This is a genomic window from Anaerocolumna xylanovorans DSM 12503 (assembly GCF_900143645.1).
GTDB classification, from domain to species: domain Bacteria; phylum Bacillota; class Clostridia; order Lachnospirales; family Lachnospiraceae; genus Anaerocolumna; species Anaerocolumna xylanovorans.
On record NZ_FRFD01000003.1, the window covers coordinates 737,312 to 755,579 of the forward strand.

Consider the following 18,268-nt stretch of genomic DNA (forward strand, 5'->3'; position numbering starts at 1 on the left):
GATAGGATTATGGAGAAATTAGATGAAGGTTGCGGTTTTTGAAAGCAGTGAATATAAGAAAACATTTTCTGTCTGCATTGAAAGGATGAGCTCAATCATTCAAGACCATTCTCTCAATTATTATTTAAGCAATAAGGAAAAGGCAGAATTAGAAAGCATTGCCTTTGAAAAACGAAGAAAAGAGTTTGTATTAGGTAAACAGGTAAGCAAAAAAGCAATATCTATGCTGTCCGTTCAGAATGAATTTGCGGATATATCAATTGAACATGGAATTTTTCATCAGCCGATTGTAAAGTTAGGTACCAATGAAAATATTCAGATCAGCCTATCACATTGTAATAAATATATTGTTGCAATCGCATTCAATGAAAGTTTCCCATGTGCAATTGATATAGAAGCGGTCGTGCCTAAGAATGGAGAAATCATTCATAGCCAGTTAACTGAGGATGAAAAGAATTTTTTAGTGAAGTTTGAAAATGAGAAAGCCATGATGTACACTGTATTGTGGACGGCGAAGGAAGCAATCTCCAAAATACTGAAAACAGGTCTTACCTCAGAACTAAATCTATATGAAATTAATGAAATACAAAAAGAAGGTAAAATCTTTCGGGGTACCTTTAAGAACTTTTATCAATATGAATTCATTGCAAGAAGGTATGGTGATTGTATTTGTACCATTGCCTTGCCCAAAAATGCAGGCATCTTACGTAAAGATAAATTGATTCAACTTAATACATGGAAAGATCCATTAAAATTCCAGGAAAGGTGTCACATGGAAAAAAACCAGGATATTGAAGTTGTTGTATTGCGGATGCAAAGAAGAGAAATGATAAACTATACTTACATTTTGATGGATTCCTATCAAAGAGAAGCGATTATCATTGATCCTGCATGGGAAATGGATAAAATCATAAATACGGTTTCCACCTATGGTGTAAGGGTATCTTCCATTTTGCTGACGCATTATCATTACGATCATACAAATCTTGTGGAAGATCTGCTTGATTTATACAATTGCGAGGTATATATTGGCCTGGATGAAATTAATTATTATAATTTTAAATGTAGAAATCTACAACCGCTTTTTGACGGTGGATCAATACCCTTGGGAAATGATAATATCATAAGTATAGAAACACCAGGACATTCAAGAGGCAGTATGTGTTTTCTGATAAATAATAAATTATTTACGGGAGATACATTATTTATGGAGGGCTGCGGTGTATGTGATATGAAGGGCGGTAACGCTGCGGATATGTATGCCAGCATCCAAAAAATCAAGAGATATGTAGACAGCAATACCTTAGTTTATCCGGGGCACTGCTTTCTCTTACCGGTTGGTCAAAAGTATGATAAGGTGTTAGAAAATAACATCTATCTGCAATTAAATGATAAAGAACGGTTTGTAGAATTTAGGATGCGTAAAAATCAAACACAGATCCGGTTTAAATAAAGATGCTGTAATCAAATAAACTAACGTGAAATAAGGAGTGAGAATTAATTTACTATGACAAATAGAAAAATACTGCATATTGATATGGATGCTTTTTTCGCTTCTATTGAACAACGGGAAAGACCGGAACTAGTGGGAACTCCGGTTATCATAGCCGGGGATCCCAATAAAAGGGGAGTGGTATCTACCTGCTCCTATGAAGCAAGAACATATGGAATTTATTCCTCCATGCCTTCTAAAACGGCACATGTCCTATGTCCGAATGCAACCTTTATTAAACCGAGAATTGATTTTTATAAAACGATATCTAATACCATATTCGATATCTATAAAGAATATACAGAGTTAGTGGAACCTTTATCCTTAGATGAGGCATTTATTGATGTTACTTATAATAAATACGATATCAAATCAGCAGTGGAGATTGCCAAAGAAATCAAAAGGAAAATTAGAGAGAAGACGAATCTAACAGCATCTGCCGGTGTTTCTTTCAATAAATGTCTTGCGAAGATAGCCTCTGATTATAGAAAGCCCGATGGACTTACAGAAATTACAACAGAGAACTACCAACAGATGATTGACGTATTACCAATCGAAAAATTCTTTGGCATCGGTAAGGTTTCGCTAAACCAATTTCATCAACGGGGAATATTTACCGGGAAGGATTTACGGGAACTATCCGAAGCAAATTTAGTTGAGATCATGCATAAAAGAGGGTCAATCATATATCAAAATATAAGAGGAATTGATGACCGGGAAGTTGATCCGGACAGGCAGAGGAAGACTCTTGGGAAAGAAATAACCTTTGCAATGGATATTACTACAGGAGCTGATATACGCAGTCACTTTGAAGAAGTGGCAGTACGTTTGGAAAAAGAATTAATCAATAGAAAGATTAAAATAAAGACCGTAATCATAAAAATAAAGTATTTCGATTTTTCAATCATTACCAAAAGATATACCTGTGATAATTATATACAAAGCAAAAATGAGATTATGTATTGCATCGATATATTGCTGAAAAAATGTAAATTAGAAAAAGACATACGGCTGATTGGAATATATACATCCAATCTTTTGGAAGGAGAGGAAGAGAATAAGCAGCTATCTTTATGGGATTTATAATCCATAAATTTTTACTAAGTTTAACTCCCCTGATCCCTCATTCATGAGGGGTCAGGGGAGTTAAGAGTTTCGAAAGGATTTTCCTCTTTTACAGCTCTCCATTTACAATTTTGCTGCTCAGAGTTTGTATGTTGATACGAATTGCCTCAATTACTTTTAAGAATTCATCATCGGGTTTTCCTGTCGGATCATCCAGCCCCCAGTCTTCACGATGCTTACATGGCAGAAATGGGCATTGCACATTGCAGCCCATTGTTATTACGATATCCACAGGCGGTATATCATCCAACAATTTAGAGTATTGCGTCTGCTCCATATCAATGCCATAGAGCTGCTTCATAATGCGCACGGCATCTTGATTTATTTGAGGTTTGGTTTCCGTTCCGGCAGAGTAACTTTCAAAAACATCTGCCGCGAAGTGTTTGCCCAATGCCTCGGCAATTTGACTGCGGCAGGAATTGTGGACGCAGATAAATGCGGTTTTCGGTTTAGCGTTCATTTTGTACCCCTTTCTTTCGTGGTACGCCGTATTCGTCGAAGTACTTTCCTTTGAGATACAGAGACAGGCGGACCAGCAGGATCATTACCGGTACCTCAATAAGAGGCCCAATGACAGCAGCAAACGCCTGACCGGAGCCAATTCCAAAAACAGCGACGGATACTGCGATGGCAAGCTCGAAATTGTTACTGGCTGCGGTAAAGGATAATGTTGCGGCCTGATCATAGTGGAATCCACTTTTATAGGAAATAAAAAAGCTGATCGTAAACATCAATACAAAGTAAATCAGCAGAGGAACCGCAATCCGTATAACATCCAATGGCAATTGCACAATAAGATGTCCTTTGAGTATGAACATGATGATAATCGTGTAGAGTAGTGCAATCAGTGCAAGGGGCGAGATTTTCGGAAGAAAGGATTGGTTAAGCCATTCCTTGCCTTTGATGCGGATGATAGAAAAGCGTGTGACGATTCCGGCAGCAAAAGGAATTCCTAAATAGGTCAGAACACTTTTCGCTACCTCCCAAATAGAGACATGGACTGATTTTCCGCCCCAGGACAGGTGCAAAGTGTTGGGGATTATCGTAAGGAACAACCAGATGTAAATCGAGTAAAGTAAAATCTGAAAGAATGCATTCAGTGCGACCAATGCAGCACAATACTCATTGTCTCCCTTGGCAAGCGTGTTCCAGATAATCACCATAGCTATACAACGGGCAAGTCCGATGACGATAATGCCGGCGGCATATTCCGGTTTGTCCGGTAAAAAAATGACAGCAAGCAAAAACATCAAGACCGGTCCAATAATCCAGTTCTGCAAGAGTGAAAAACTAAAAACCCGTTTATTGTTGGTCACCTTGCCAATTTCCTCATATTTTACTTTGATGAGCGGCGGGTACATCATCAGAATTAATCCTACCGCAATGGGCCATGAGATGGTACCTGTACTAAGACTATTTATTGTGTTCGCTGCCGATGGAAAAAAGTTGCCCGCTGCAATGCCGACCGCCATAGCAAGAAAAATCCATAACGTAAGAAAACGGTCTAAAAAAGATAGTTTGCCATCTGCTTTTTCCAATTGTTTGCCCTCCTTTTATTAAAATCAATCTTTTGAACTGGAATTGCAATTGTTGACTTGGACTTTACCAAATAATTTCTCATATCGAAAAAAGTTGATATGTTGTGCCAAAGAAAAGCCATCGTAGGGATGACTTTCTTAATTACAGCATTGGTCAGGCTGTTGCTCTGCATAAGGCGTGGTAATTTTCACTAAAAGTTCTTTTGTGTAGTTACTTCCGGATTCGCTTAAACGGTAATGCGTCCATTTACCTTCCTGCCTGCTTTCTACAATACCGGATTCGCATAAAATTCTCATATGATAAGACAAAGAAGATTGGCCTATATCCATCTCATCTATTAAGATACAGGCACACTTTTCGCCGCTGCGCAAAAGCTCCAGGATTGCAAGGCGCTTTTCATCACAAAACGCTTTAAATACCCTGGCGTTTTTTTCGTATTCGTTTTCTATTTCTTTCACCTCACATCAAATATTTTTGATATGAACATTATATGTGTCAAATCAAATTTTGTCAATCTGAAAGAAGAAAAACAATTTGGTTTCTCTTTCTTATTTTTAAACGCAATCTTTAGAAATTCTTTCATTTTATATGATGCTGTCTTTTATTTTTATCCGTTACAATTATAAAAAACAAAAAAGATGTTTTTTAACTACGTATTTACGAAAGGGGTTAAAATGGAACATATCAATGTACATGTAAGATGCTATAAAAAGTCGATTTTAAAAAGAAATTCATCTACCGGTAATCTTGCCTTAAAGGCTTTCCCTTCTTTCTTAAAATGTTGTATAATAAGCCTGATTAAGAAAAAGAAAATGTCTGGGAGGAACTATGGAGGCTTATCGTATATTAGTGGTGGAAGATGACAGAGAAATCTTGGAGGGAATAGGGATATACCTTAAGAATCTTGGGTATGTGGTCTTTAAAGCGGAAAACGGAAGAGAAGGGCTTTCCATAGTGGAAAAGGAGACTATCCATCTTGCCATTGTAGATATTATGATGCCGGGAATGGATGGCATTACCATGACCATGAAAATCAGGGAAAAGTATGACTTTCCTATTATCATGCTGACAGCCAAATCCGAAGAGATTGATAAACTGACTGGCTTTCAATGCGGTGCAGATGACTATGTAACAAAACCTTTTGCTCCCCTGGAGCTTTTGGCCAGGGTGAATTCCCATCTGCGCAGATATAGAAAGTATCTGGATGTCTTAAGTGATAAAGAGAAGACAGAGGAGAATGTATATATGGTGGGAGGGCTGGAGCTGAATGAGAATACCGTTACGTTAAGTGTGGACGGCAACCTGGTAAAGGTTACACCTCTGGAATTTAAGATACTTGCCCTTTTGATGAAGAATCCTGGAAGAGTATTCTCAGCTGAGGAGATTTATGAAAAGGTCTGGAATGAGCGTGCGATAAATACGGATACCATTATGGTACATATCCGTAATCTTCGGGAGAAAATCGAATATAACCCGAAGGACCCAAAATATTTAAAGGTGGTGTGGGGTGTTGGATACAAAATTGAAAAACAACAGCGGTAGAAGAGGAGCCGGACTATTTATAAGTATAGTGATTCTCTCTCTTCTTGCATCAGCAGTCCTATTATTTTATAAACCGATTGTTGAGAATGCAAAAGGATTTATTGAGACTTCAAAATCGACCAGGGAAAAGGATTTGGAAAACTTAAAGGAATCCGAAGAGGATACTTTTCTGGAGAACTTATTTAAAAGCAATTACGTATTAAAATGGGAACTGGAACGTCAGATAGATAATAAAAAGTATAGTGCAAGTGATATTTTTTCAAATAATACCGGAGTTTTTGATATTACTGAAAATACGGAAAATGCCGATCCAAATGACAGCTACGAAGCATTTAAAGATGATTTTAATGAGATGATGGACAGCTGGAATTATGAGTTTTTTTACACTACGCTGCCTAGTTACCAGCTTGAATATTATGTAGTGGACAATAAAACTGGAAATTATCTGACTAATACCGGAGCGAAGTTTTCAGCCTTGCTTAATGATAAAGAGGACGCCAAAAATATAAAAGACGGATATTATTTTTGTACTATGATGCAGTTTGATAAGGATGGGAATCTTAGTATACCTTATTTTCAAGGATTATCAAATGAAAAGAAGAATGCCTACCTAAGCTTTAACCTGACACAGCAAATGGTCGACAGGAACTGGAATAATGCAGCCTGGTATGCCAGCAGAGTAAAGAGACTGGCAGGTATGACAGTTGTGTATGGTGTTAAATCGGCATCCCTTCTTCAAAGTGATTATTTAAGCCAGGAAGACTATATGAGCTACTGGGTAATAAATGAAGCTTACAATAGGGGGGGCGCTGTTTACCTCTATGCAGGCAGTTTCCTATTGGTTATGTTACTTGGATTTCTTCTTCCTGCCATTAAACCCTTAGGAATTGGAAAGGGAATAGAGGCTAAGGTTCCGGTAGAAATATGGGGTCTTGGAATGGCGTTTACCTTTGCAATATATGAAGAAGGAATTCTGACTCTTATAAAGGAAACCGTAACAGGTGATGTATTTTTATTGAGTGGAAACCATATTTTTAACGAAGGAATTGCAAGCGCGGTAGTGAATGTCTTTAATATCCTGGTTTGGCTGTTTATATTCTTTGTCTGGTTTGCGGCAGCTCTTTCTATCCGGGAACTATTTATTAAAAAGCCGGTAAGATACTTAAAGGAAAATACGCTGACCTTTCGTTTCTTAGGTTGGGTTGGAAGAGTGACTAAAAGGGGATACCATTATGTGACCTCCTTTGATATGAGTAAGAAGGATAACAAAAAGCTTATTCTTCTCCTTGGCGGCAATCTCTTTCTCATGATACTGTTTTGCTCCATGTGGGGAGTGGGTATATTCGGGGCGATTATCTATACGGGAGTACTTTTCTATTTTATTAACAAGTACAAGAAGAAGGTAACCGCTGATTATAAAGCCATAACGGAGGCAGCAGTCAGGATATCCGAGGGTAACTTAGAGGGGACAATAGATGAGGATTTAGGGATATTTAATCCTTTAAAAGAACAGCTCATGAAAGTACAGCAGGGATTTCGTAAGGCAGTGTTAGAGGAGACCAAGAGCCAGAAGATGAAAACAGAGCTGATTACCAATGTATCCCATGATTTAAAGACTCCTCTGACGGCCATTATAACCTACGTGGATTTGTTAAAGGATAAGAATCTGACCGAGGAGCAGATTGATTCCTATATTGAGACTTTAGACAGAAAGGCTCTCCGGCTTAAAATCCTTATTGAGGATCTGTTTGAAATGAGTAAGGCTGCCAGTAATACCATTGCCATGAACCCGGTAGAGGTGGATCTGACGGCATTGATAAAACAGCTCCATTTTGAGTTAAGTGACAGGATAGAAAAGGCGGATATTGACTTTAGGGCCCGAATTCCGGAAGAGAAGGTCGTTGCATGGCTTGACAGCGATAAGACTTACCGGATATTTGAAAATCTCCTTATAAATATGTGTAAATATACACTTCCAAATTCCAGAGCTTATCTGGATATGGAGCTAAAGGAAAAAGAGGTGTTTGTCACTGTACGTAATATATCCCAGGCAGAACTGGATTTCTCAGGAGAGGAAATTGTGGAGCGTTTTGTAAGAGGAGATAAGGCGAGAAACTCGGAAGGATCCGGCCTCGGCCTTGCCATTGCCAAGAGCTTTACAGAACTTCAGGGAGGAACATTTCAGGTAATAACGGATGGGGACTTATTCAAGGTAGTAGTTGGATTTAAGATACTCTAAGAGCGGCAGGTTTCAATTAATTTGATTTTATATGTGCCTTAAAGGCTTTTTAAGCTTTTAAGGCACATTTTTTACCCATTCAACAATAAATATTCTATCAAAATAGTCATTTAAAGAAAAAATAGTAAATAATTAAAGCATATAGCGAATGATATCAGAATTTACATGAAATTGTGTTGACAAATAAAAAAGCGATAGTTAAAATGAGATAAAATAAAAAAGGGTGAAAGGAGTTATTATGAGGAAGACAAAGATATCCAAAAGAAAAATGGGAATAAAAGGGAAACTGATAACGATCCTTATTCCGGTGGTTGCCCTGTCAATTACAGGCCTTTTGACTATTACTTTTATGACAGCCAGAAATATTATTCTCAATTACGGGAGCAATATAGTACGGTATCAGGCAGAGGCCAATGGAAGAGAGGTGGAAATCTGGTCAAGTAGTATTATAAGCAGTCTGGCAGAAATTAAAAATACATTGGAGTTCATGAATTTGGATGATGCGGAAACTATTCATTATTTGGCAACTACAATGGACAGGAATCCCAGCTTGCCTTTAGGGGTATACATAGGAACAGACAGTGGACAATTGCTGGATCCATCAGGATTTGTTCCCGGATCGGATTATGTTGTGACAGAAAGAGACTGGTACAAGGAGGGGCTGCAAAAAGACAATTTTGCTTTCGGAGTTCCTTACGCAGATGCCGACACTGGTGAATACTGCATAACTGCTTCCGCCAGGCTTCATATAGCAGGTGGGGCAACCAGAATAGCAGCTGCGGATGTTTATTTAAGTGAAGTAACCCGGAAAGTGGCAGAGATGCAAGTTCTTAAAACAGGAGCTTCTATGCTGATAGATAAGACGGATGGAGTAATAATGGGATATAAGGATAAGAACCTCATATCCAAGCAATTGGATGAGAAATCGGACAATGGCTTGATTGCAGCTATAGCCAGAGAGGTAAAGAAAGGAAACGGAAAAGTATTCACTTTAAAGGATAAAGGCGTTTCCTATCTTGGATATTTACAGAGCATAGAAGGTACTGAATGGGTACTGGCGTCTTATGTTTCTGAAAGAGAAGTGCTCTCCTCCATAAACAGTTTGATTGTAATGGTTATTTTTGGAAGCCTTGCTGCCATTGTATTGCTTGGAATTATTATTGAAAGAGTACTTCACTTTGCAGTTATCCCTATAAAAAGAGTAACAGGCAGCATCGAAGAGATTACACAGGGAAATTTTAATATAGAGGTTGAAGTTAAGGGAACCAGCGAAGTGACCGTTATGGCGGAAAGTCTTCAGAAATACATTAATATTATGAGGGGAATTATTCAGGAATTCCATAAACTTACACATAACCTTACTCTGCAGGCAGGAAGCAGTGATAAAGCAGCGGGAACTTTGATGGATTCGGCAAAGTTACAGGCTTCTTCCATGCAAGAATTGAATATTACGGTAGATGAATTGTCTAAAACAATAAGTGAAGTGGCAGAAAGTGCTTCTTCTCTTGCACAGGTAGTGTCGTCAGCAGATTCCATCAGCAGGGAGACAGGTGCTAAAATGAAGAGGACAGTTACACTTTCAGAAGAAGGAAGGCAAAGAATAGATAAAGTCAATCTCGTTATAAAAGATGTGGAAAAAGATATTTATGGCTTGGAAGAAGCGGTAGAAAATGTAGGAAATTCCAGCAGAGAGATAAATAAAATTGTTTCACTGATTGGTGAAATAGCGGATCAGACAAATCTACTTTCCTTAAATGCTGCAATAGAGGCCTCACGTGCCGGAGATGCGGGAAAAGGATTTGCAGTCGTAGCAGAAGAAATAAGGAAATTGGCGGAAACAAGTTCGGGAGCCGTCGGTAAAATAGCGGAAAATATAAAGCAAATCAATATATTGGCAGAGAATACTGCTGTTAAAACAAGGGCAAGCGTGGAAAGTATTGAACTTAGTTCAGCACTTATACAGGAGACCAGCGTTGCATTTGAAGATATTTATAATGCAGTAAATGAAGCGGATGTTCTTGTAAACGCCTTAAGTGACAGAGTAAGGGAAGTGGATCAGGTAGCCGTATCGGTTGCTGCTATTACCGAGGAACAGTCTGCAGGAACCGAGCAGATCCTCGCTACATCTGCCGAATTGCTGTCAGCAGCCAATGAAGTAACGAGGATCAGTGAATTAATGAAAGCAGATGCATCAAATCTGACGATAACCTCTGACAATTTAGATGATAAATTGAAATTCTTTCAATTATCAGAGCAGAACGGATACGGCTTTGAAAAACAATTTTAGTTCGAAAAACCGATATTGTCCAGCTTAATATTTCCGGTATCCAGTTTGTCGAAATAAAAGCTGATTTCCTTTATAGAAGAAGTGTCAAGCTTTTTATTATTCGCTAGAAAAGCTTCTACCGGAATACGGACAGTCTGGAAATAATGCTTATAAATTGGGGTATCTGTTAAAAACTGAAGCTTGGTAGTCATTACCGGAAGGGAAGGATAGACCTTGGCATAATCTGATAGCAGAGCATATGCTTTTTCTCCTTTGGTGTCCATTATCTTTACGGTTAAATCAAGAGGGGATATTTCCTTTTCTCCTTTGGGATATTCCCTGTCATCCATGATATCAAACTGAAAGAAATCCCTTACATTTTGGTAAGGCTCGGAAAACTGCATTTCATAATAAGAGTTTAGGGAGTCCTTCCAGGCATAGGAAAGAGCATAGTCATCCCTGTCCGGACCGTTTAATTCGTAAAAGAGCTTGGTCTCATACCAGTAAGAAGCTCCAAGGGAATAGAGTTTGATCTTATCCATGGTGGCGGTTGTAAGGTCCGTATCCTCTTCATAGGTGCAGATATTTTGTATGCTGCTGTCTTCATAGCCATTAAGATAGAGGTTTTCCGGCAGTTCCCGGCGCATTGCATTATAATCAGTGAAGAATTTTCTTGCCTCACTGTCTTTCTTAACAGTGGCATCCAGAAAATTTTTCAGCGTTATTTTTAAGGTGTTCTGCTGTACTTTTTCCGGGATGAGATTTTTGGTATTAAGCATCAGGTTATAAGGAGTACTAAGGTCAAATCTTCCCCACTTAGAGTTAAATTGGCCGTGGTTGGCATCTGCAATGTAAAGGAAAGCCTCAAAGTTATCGTCCTTCCCGGTAAAGGTAATGTTGTGATACTGTTTTTCCCCCATCATATAGGAAACATCCTGGTCATTGGAGCCATGAACCAGCAGATAGTTAATGTCCTTTAGTTCTACATCCCTGCCAGAGGGACGGTATTGGTCAGCACATGGTGCAATCGCTACTAAAGATTTGATATTGAATTTATAATTAAGGTGAATATTACCGTTTTCCGGGAGAACGCTTAAGGTATTATAAAGTGCAGCAATGGCAATAGCCTCCCCGCCTCTGGAATGACCTGCCAGGGTCAGATTATTAAAGTCCATCTTTTCATATAGAGGATTTCCCTTTAGCATATTGTCTTTTTCCATCTCCCGCATATTTTCCAGAAGAAGAATTGCTCTTGCGTCATTTTCACCGGAAAGTCCGTTATTAATGTAGCCGTTAAGGAAGCTTTCATCTACGGATACTACGATATAACCAAAACTTGCAAGATATTCGCCGAGATAAGAGTAACCCAGGTAAGAGTCGGTAGTCATAGAATGGTTTCCATGGACGATAAACATAACCGGATAGTTCTTTCCTTTTGCGGGGTACCATACCTTTCCCTTTATGGGGACTTTATCAATACTGTGCCCCCAGTAGAAATCTCTTAGTTTCTTGGTAAGTCCTTCATAAGTAACATAGCTGGAAAGATTGGCGGTTCTGGAGGTCAATGCCTCCTCTTTCGTACCATATTCGATAGAGGTTGTTTTTAGCGGACCAAAAGCAAGGTCCGTATTAATTACTGATGCCTGCCTTTCTTTTTGTATTGAAAGATATGCCTTTACATAAGGATAGGAGAATCCGTCACCTACTAAAAATAAGGTTCCTGCTCCGGTAATAAAAAGAGAAAGGATAAGCAGGATCAGGAGGGAGGGAGTTTTTCTATGTAAACGGAATATGGCATAAAAGCTTCGTATAAAAAGGAGAAGGGCTAATACAAGGATAATCGCTAAAAGCTGTGAAGGCGTGTAGGTGGAATTGCCGCCGCTGCTTAAGGAAATCTCCCATAGGTAGGTAAGCACCCAAAAAAGTTCTACGGTAAGATAGATGCTTCTCGGAGAAAGTTTCCATGCAAGCTTGGCTATCGGCAGCAAAATAATCCGCAGAAGGTTCAGTAAGAGGAACAGGATCCCAAAGGCAAGTAAAAAGCCAAGAAGCTTTGGCAGACCGGAATTCAGCAGCATAAGTGCTAAAAGTATACCTGTAATGATATCGGTAAAAAGGGCAAGCGGTTTTCCGGTTCCTTTATAATTTCGGTTTCCCCAGACTTTTATTTTCTCTATGATTTTTAAGAATGAATTCTTAACAGTTTGATTTATAAACTTTATAACAGACTTTATCTTAAAATTATGTGACATATGATAAATCCTTTCCAATAATTACTTCTTTCTAATTATAAAGCATCTTATCAAAAAGTACCATAGAAAATAAAAATTATTGACAAACGATAATTTTTAGGTATATAATTACTGTAAAACAATAATTATGGAAGAATAAGGGGGCAATAATGAATTCTATTCGTAAAGGTTTGGTTTTGGCAGCTATTCTCTCTTTTGTACTGGCATGTGTGATGCATTATGGATTTTCTGTTGAAAATGGAGCGTATCTGCTGGCTCTTCCTTTTGACTTAACTGGAAAGGGGCTTATTCTTTTGTCCTTGCATTCGGCCTTAGGAAATGTGGTTGCTTTTATCCTGTATTTTGGCATATCGCTGATCCCGATGGTTTTCCTTATCGTTAGAAGAAGGAAGGGAAAGAAAAATAAGGCAGATATCATATTATTTTTGATAACAGCCTATAATTTCTTTTTGTTTTACTTTTTTATTAATCCTGTAACAATGACGGATAAGTTTTTTTCGTATCAGGCAGGCTTAGAGATGATTCCCACACTGAAAGCAATACTTGTCGTATTCTATATCAGCCTATGGCTTGGTTATCTCTTTATCTGCATCACAGAGAGGATAATGTCACCCTCCTCCTACCACAGTAGTCTATATATGAATAAACTGCTGAAAGCCTTCTTACTGGCTGGAGCCGTATTTTATACAGTGCTGTTTTTTTATTATTATACCATAGAAATGTTCATAGCAATTGATAAGGCAGCAATAGAGAAGTTTTCCGAAACTGCCCGGATTTATCCCATTTTAGACTATATATTAGCCGGTATCCCGGTGGTGTTTACAGTGCTGATTTTTCTAGAGGGAGCAAACCTCTTGGATGCCATGAAGAAGGAGCACTTACAGGAAGAAGAGAACAAAGCTGCCATTAACCTGGGTGAAGCAGGCAAAAGATGTATCTATGCCACGGTTAGCTGCAATATCCTCTCCAATGTCATACAGCTTCTTTTGGCAAAGCAGCTGAACAATATTAATTTCTCTGCCAATATTTCGTTCTTTCCATTGGTCACAGCGCTTCTTTCTATGATTTTAGCTGCTTATTTTAAAGAAGCGTGGGAATTAAAGGAAAATGATGAATTATTTATATAAAGATCAGGAAGCAGGAAAAGAATAGTATGGCTATAAAAGTCCATTTAGAAGAAATATTAAGAGAGCGCCGTATGACATCCAAAGAATTATCCGGTCATATAGGGATAACAGAAGCCAATCTATCTGTACTACGAAGCGGAAAAGCCAAGGGTGTCCGGTTTGAGACCTTAAATAAAATATGCCATTATCTACAGTGCAATGTTGGTGATATTCTGGATTGTGACGGAGAGCTTGAGGAGGAAGATAATGAAGAGGAGATATAAATTTTACCGTTATATAATTTGTATCATGATTTTAGTACTATTGTCAGGGCTGGCCGGCTGCCGGCTTGCCATAGACAGGGATAACAAAAAAGTAAATGCAGGTGATGTACTTTGCGGAGCGTTTCTGACTTTTGAAAGAGGAGAGGACATGAGAAAAAACGCCATAACGGACACGGATTCTCCTGGCTTTGGAGGTGGTGTTATGCTAAGAAGTAAAGATTTATTTGAGGGGAGAAGTATAGTAAAAGGCGTGCGAAAAGAAAATACCGTTAAATTCGAGGATATCAATGGTTACTTTATAGGCTTTGTACCGGAAGTGAAAGGAAATGCCAGTAATATTGTAACAATGGCAGATAACGGTTTTATTGATTTAAGTCAGAATATCAATGTAAATGATTATAATGAAGAGATGGTTTCAAAAGCGACCTTCCTTGTCCCGACCGACAGCCTGAATTGCTTTTATATATATCCTGTTTATAAAAAGCAGGATGAAACCTTTTATACTGTTTTAGAGAAAGTACAGGGAGTGTCTTTCACTGGGGATATAGTGAATTCTTCCTACAGCAGCAAAATAGAAGATTCTGTAAAAGACAGCCTGAATGGAAATATAACAAAAAGTACAAAGAATTCCATTGAGATTACAGTGAAAACAGTCGATCCGGTAAAAAAAATTGTTCTAAAGGAAATGAACAGCAGGGATGAAGTCATTACGACTGCCGATATCAAAAATGACGGCAGCAGTAAGATTGACTATAAGGTAACCCCTGCAACGGATTACGTAATAGTAGAGGAGACGCTGCACAATAATAAAACCGGGGATTATGTAAAAAGAAGCATATACAGCTTTGGCAAGGAGAAAGAGTTTTACCACCAATGTAATTTTCCCTCCGGTAAGGACTATGTTGGTGCCATCCAGTTGGATATTTCAAAATAAATTTCTAAGTGTAAAGAAATTGGTATATACCTGTGACACAACTGTAACAATAGGCTCCGATTAATAGGGTGTAATAAACATTACTGAAAGGAGCAAAGCTATGATTGGGTCAATCAGTTCCAATTCAAACTATTGGTACCAGAAAACAGAGAACCTTGCAAAATTACAAAAGAGCAGTGAGAGTACAATAACTGCTGATACCCTTATTACAGGAGAAGAGAAGGCTGCAAGAAACAAAAATCTTTCCCTTATGGATATCATGGGCTTAATGCAGAACAGCAAGGCTGCCAAACAAGAGGAGATTACGGAAGATTCAGAAGAAAGCTTTTCCTCTGCCACCGATACGGATGGTGATGGAGTAATCTCTGCAGAGGAGTATGAGGCATTTGTTACAAACAACAATATTACAGATGCTTTGAGCGCTGATGATTTCTTTAACCTTTATGATGCCGATAAGGACGGAAAAATCAGTACGGACGAAGTAAAGCAAGGGGCAGCCAATGCCGGGATAGAGGATAAACCGAAAGCAGCACCGCCGAAGGAAGAAGGACTTCCTTCCGGTATTGATATCGATGGAGACGGCAGCCTTTCAAAGGATGAATATGAAAACCTTGTATCAAGTCTCGGACTTACAGATGCACCGGATACAGACGAATTCTTTTCCAAGTATGATACCAATGGTGACGGAGAAATCAGTGCGGACGAGGCAAATGCAGTGCTGTCAGAAGCAGCGGGTGCAAGATTTCAGGCAGTGAATGCTTATGAAAGCAATTACCGCTATCTGGAAGATGAAGACAGCAGTGAATGGAGTAGCATAGTTTGAAAAATGCATTGCATTTTTCAAACCCTGATCTGAGGCAGTAAATCATCTGCAAGCAGACGATTTATGCATGGGAGCTAGTGTGAAAATAAAAAGGGATGCTGTACTGGCAAAAGGGATAAAAGTACAGCATCCTTTTCATAATTTATCCACACATTCCTGTTATACTGCAATTGAAAATATAAGAACAGGTTACAGACAAATGGAAAAGGCGGTACAGGTATGCTACAGGATAAAACCATATTGCTTGTGGATGATGAGCCTAAAATCAGAATTCTTCTTCGGGATTTCCTTGAGAAAGAAGGTTTTCAGATTATGGAAGCAAGTGACGGCAGGCAGGCCCTTGAACTCTTTCACAGTAGAATGAAAGAGATTGATTTGCTTCTATTAGATGTAATGATACCGGAATACGACGGCTGGACAGTCTGCCGTGAAATTCGTAAAATATCCCAGGTGCCGGTTATAATGCTTACCGCAAGGGCAGAAGACTTTGATGAGGTGCACGGTTTCGAAATCGGAGCGGATGATTATATCAAAAAGCCTGTAAAGCCCACGGTATTGGTTGCAAGGCTGAAAGCCTTTTTCCGCAGACAGGATAATGGAAGTTTAAAAGAGAAGCCTTTGGAATTCGGAGAATTAGTAATTGATACAGGCTGCCATCAGGTAAAGGTAGGAAAAGAAGAGGTAAGCCTAAGTCCTACAGAATACAGTATTTTAATAACATTGGTGCAAAACAGCAGGCAGATCGTATCCAGAGAACAGCTGATTAGACAGGTATGGGGCTATGATTATTATGGAGGTTTAAGAACGGTGGATACCCATATTAACAGACTGCGGATAAAGCTAAAATCCAGGGGAGATGCCATAGCAACCATTCGTGGCTTTGGCTATAAATTCGAAGGATGAGTAAAATTAAAAACAGTATCGCAAGCAAGCGGGGATTAATATGCGAAGATCAATACGTTTTAAGCTGTTTACTTATATGCTTTCTACCATTCTTATTTTTGCAGCTCTTTTATTTGTATTCAACACCTTTTTTGCAGAAAAGTATTATATCCATCATAAGAAAAACACTTTAATTGCAATCAGTAAAGAGCTGGAGGCTTACATAGAAGAATATCGGCAGAAATCCGGAAAAGAAGCAGATAAAGAATTCTTTAAAGAGGATACACTGGTCAATAAAATAAATTCCCTGGAAAAGAAACTGGGAGGAACCATAGTGATCGGCAATGATAAAGGAGAGGTGTACTATCCGGCAGAGAATATCCATGGCGGCATGACCTCTGGTCCAGTCCATTATGACATGAGAATTCCACCCACTGGAAAGTTTGAAGAATGGAAGCGGCAGGATAAAGATTCCTTCTTTATGATAACAAAGGACCCGGGGTATGATATCAATACCCTTCGCTACCAGATTCAAAGGGAGGGAGGGCTGATATTACTGATTTGGGTTCCTATGGCAGAGATATCGGAAAATGCCTCCCTGTCGAACCGCTTTACCTTTCTTATCGGCTTATTCACAGTACTTCTTACCGCTTTGCTTACTCTTCTCATTTCAGGTAAATTCACAAAGCCCATAAAAGAAATGAATGATATTACAGGAAGAATGTCAAAGCTTGATTTTTCAAAGACTTTGCAGATTCATAGGAAGGATGAACTGGGAGAACTTTCACAAAGCATCAATGAGCTGTCTTCTGCTTTAGGAGAAGCTATTGGAAAGCTTAGCCAGGATATTGACAGGGAAAGGGATATGGAAAGGCTTCGAAGGGAGTTCGTTGCAAATGTCTCCCATGAACTAAAGACGCCGGTGTTTTTGATTCAGGGTTATGCAGAAGGGCTTAAAGCCAATATTGCAGACAGCGCAGAACGCAGAGACTTTTACTGTGATGTAATTATGGATGAAACAGAGAAAATGGATGCTTTGATAAAGGAACTCCTGGATCTGTCAAGGTTGGAACAGGGAAGCTTTACCATAGAAAAAGAGCAGTTTGATTTAGCCAGGGAGCTAAAAGAACAGCTTGACAAATACAAAAAGATATTGGATGAAAAGTGTCTTTGTCTGGAGACTGATATTGAAGATAATGCAGTTGTCTATGCCGACAGGCAAAGAAGCGGGCAGGTATTGACTAATTTTATCATGAATGCAATTAATTATACCGATGAGAAGAAGCGGATTAAGGTATCACTGAAAATAAATGCTGCCAGGGACAAGGCAGTGTTTTCTGTCTATAACAGCAGTTCTCCTATAGCGGAGGAGGAATTTCCAAAGCTATGGCAGAGCTTTTACAAGCTGAACCAGGCCAGGACAAGAGAAGCCACAGGCACTGGGCTTGGATTATCCATCATCCGGGCTATACAGGAAGCCCAGGGATTCTCCTATGGTGCCTATAACGTAGAAGAAGGTGTGGTATTTTGGTGCGATTTTCATATTGATATATAAAAAGAGATGTTGTGAGAATATTCCGGCAGCCTCTTTTTTTTATGCAATAGGAAATTGCATCCAAAAAATGCCCCTTAAAATCCAAAGGGATACCCCTGTTTTTGGATATGTGGAAATGATATACTCTCCTTAGTAACAAGAAAGAAAAGTTTGCAGGAAAGACAGGGGTCAGGTTAGTTTGAAAAATGCGATGCATTTTTCAATTTCTATTTAAGCAGTATCGCAGGAG

15 protein-coding genes are annotated in these 18,268 nt (G+C 38.9%); 11 read left to right on the top strand and 4 right to left on the bottom strand.

All coding sequences use genetic code 11. From position 1 onward, the window contains the following. Window positions 1–22 precede the first annotated feature (22 nt). On the top strand, window positions 23–1,453 hold the full coding sequence (locus BUF11_RS23735; protein WP_084558418.1) for an MBL fold metallo-hydrolase: 1,431 nt from the start codon (window positions 23–25) through the stop codon (window positions 1,451–1,453). 54 nt (window positions 1,454–1,507) lie between these two features. Beyond that, complete coding sequence (gene dinB / locus BUF11_RS03095; RefSeq protein WP_073587310.1) at window positions 1,508–2,578, top strand: DNA polymerase IV; 1,071 nt, start codon at window positions 1,508–1,510, stop codon at window positions 2,576–2,578. 88 nt (window positions 2,579–2,666) lie between these two features. On the opposite strand, the gene BUF11_RS03100 is transcribed toward dinB, so the two are convergent. The 3 genes from BUF11_RS03100 to BUF11_RS03110 form a co-directional block, all read right to left on the bottom strand. After that, entirely contained in the window at window positions 2,667–3,077 is a 411-nt protein-coding gene (locus BUF11_RS03100; RefSeq protein ID WP_073587311.1) for an arsenate reductase ArsC, read from the bottom strand. Further along, complete coding sequence (gene arsB / locus BUF11_RS03105) at window positions 3,067–4,155, bottom strand: ACR3 family arsenite efflux transporter (protein WP_073587312.1); 1,089 nt, start codon at window positions 4,153–4,155, stop codon at window positions 3,067–3,069. The genes BUF11_RS03100 and arsB overlap by 11 nt, the downstream gene beginning before the upstream one ends. 138 nt (window positions 4,156–4,293) lie before the next feature. Further along, window positions 4,294–4,605, bottom strand: coding sequence for an ArsR/SmtB family transcription factor (locus tag BUF11_RS03110; RefSeq protein ID WP_073587901.1), 312 nt, complete (start codon window positions 4,603–4,605; stop codon window positions 4,294–4,296). A gap of 379 nt (window positions 4,606–4,984) precedes the next feature. Here BUF11_RS03110 and BUF11_RS03115 point away from each other — a divergent pair, with 379 nt between their 5' ends. The 3 genes from BUF11_RS03115 to BUF11_RS03125 all read left to right on the top strand — a co-directional run bounded on the left by BUF11_RS03115 (window position 4,985) and on the right by BUF11_RS03125 (window position 10,224). After that, window positions 4,985–5,698, top strand: coding sequence for a response regulator transcription factor (locus tag BUF11_RS03115; RefSeq protein ID WP_073587313.1), 714 nt, complete (start codon window positions 4,985–4,987; stop codon window positions 5,696–5,698). Continuing rightward, window positions 5,667–7,937 (top strand): HAMP domain-containing sensor histidine kinase, encoded by a 2,271-nt coding sequence (locus BUF11_RS03120; RefSeq protein WP_139243252.1) that lies wholly within the window; start codon window positions 5,667–5,669, stop codon window positions 7,935–7,937. The genes BUF11_RS03115 and BUF11_RS03120 overlap by 32 nt, the downstream gene beginning before the upstream one ends. A gap of 238 nt (window positions 7,938–8,175) precedes the next feature. Further along, the gene (locus BUF11_RS03125; protein ID WP_073587315.1) at window positions 8,176–10,224 is read left to right on the top strand and encodes a methyl-accepting chemotaxis protein; all 2,049 of its coding nucleotides are present in this window, start codon (window positions 8,176–8,178) and stop codon (window positions 10,222–10,224) included. On the opposite strand, the gene BUF11_RS03130 is transcribed toward BUF11_RS03125, so the two are convergent. Then, the gene (locus BUF11_RS03130; protein WP_139243253.1) at window positions 10,221–12,455 is read right to left on the bottom strand and encodes an alpha/beta hydrolase; all 2,235 of its coding nucleotides are present in this window, start codon (window positions 12,453–12,455) and stop codon (window positions 10,221–10,223) included. The genes BUF11_RS03125 and BUF11_RS03130 overlap by 4 nt on opposite strands. A 149-nt stretch (window positions 12,456–12,604) precedes the next feature. Here BUF11_RS03130 and BUF11_RS03135 point away from each other — a divergent pair, with 149 nt between their 5' ends. The 6 genes from BUF11_RS03135 (at window position 12,605) to BUF11_RS03160 (ending at window position 18,039) form a co-directional block, all read left to right on the top strand. Beyond that, the gene (locus BUF11_RS03135; RefSeq protein WP_073587317.1) at window positions 12,605–13,582 is read left to right on the top strand and encodes a hypothetical protein; all 978 of its coding nucleotides are present in this window, start codon (window positions 12,605–12,607) and stop codon (window positions 13,580–13,582) included. A 26-nt stretch (window positions 13,583–13,608) separates the two neighbouring features. After that, on the top strand, window positions 13,609–13,845 hold the full coding sequence (locus BUF11_RS03140; protein ID WP_073587318.1) for a helix-turn-helix domain-containing protein: 237 nt from the start codon (window positions 13,609–13,611) through the stop codon (window positions 13,843–13,845). Then, the gene (locus BUF11_RS03145; RefSeq protein ID WP_073587319.1) at window positions 13,829–14,779 is read left to right on the top strand and encodes a hypothetical protein; all 951 of its coding nucleotides are present in this window, start codon (window positions 13,829–13,831) and stop codon (window positions 14,777–14,779) included. Before BUF11_RS03140 ends, BUF11_RS03145 begins: the two co-directional genes overlap by 17 nt. A gap of 100 nt (window positions 14,780–14,879) precedes the next feature. Then, on the top strand, window positions 14,880–15,602 hold the full coding sequence (locus BUF11_RS03150) for an EF-hand domain-containing protein (RefSeq protein ID WP_073587320.1): 723 nt from the start codon (window positions 14,880–14,882) through the stop codon (window positions 15,600–15,602). A 219-nt stretch (window positions 15,603–15,821) separates the two neighbouring features. Beyond that, the gene (locus tag BUF11_RS03155; protein ID WP_073587321.1) at window positions 15,822–16,505 is read left to right on the top strand and encodes a response regulator transcription factor; all 684 of its coding nucleotides are present in this window, start codon (window positions 15,822–15,824) and stop codon (window positions 16,503–16,505) included. A gap of 40 nt (window positions 16,506–16,545) precedes the next feature. Continuing rightward, window positions 16,546–18,039 (top strand): sensor histidine kinase, encoded by a 1,494-nt coding sequence (locus BUF11_RS03160; protein ID WP_073587322.1) that lies wholly within the window; start codon window positions 16,546–16,548, stop codon window positions 18,037–18,039. Window positions 18,040–18,268 lie beyond the last annotated feature (229 nt).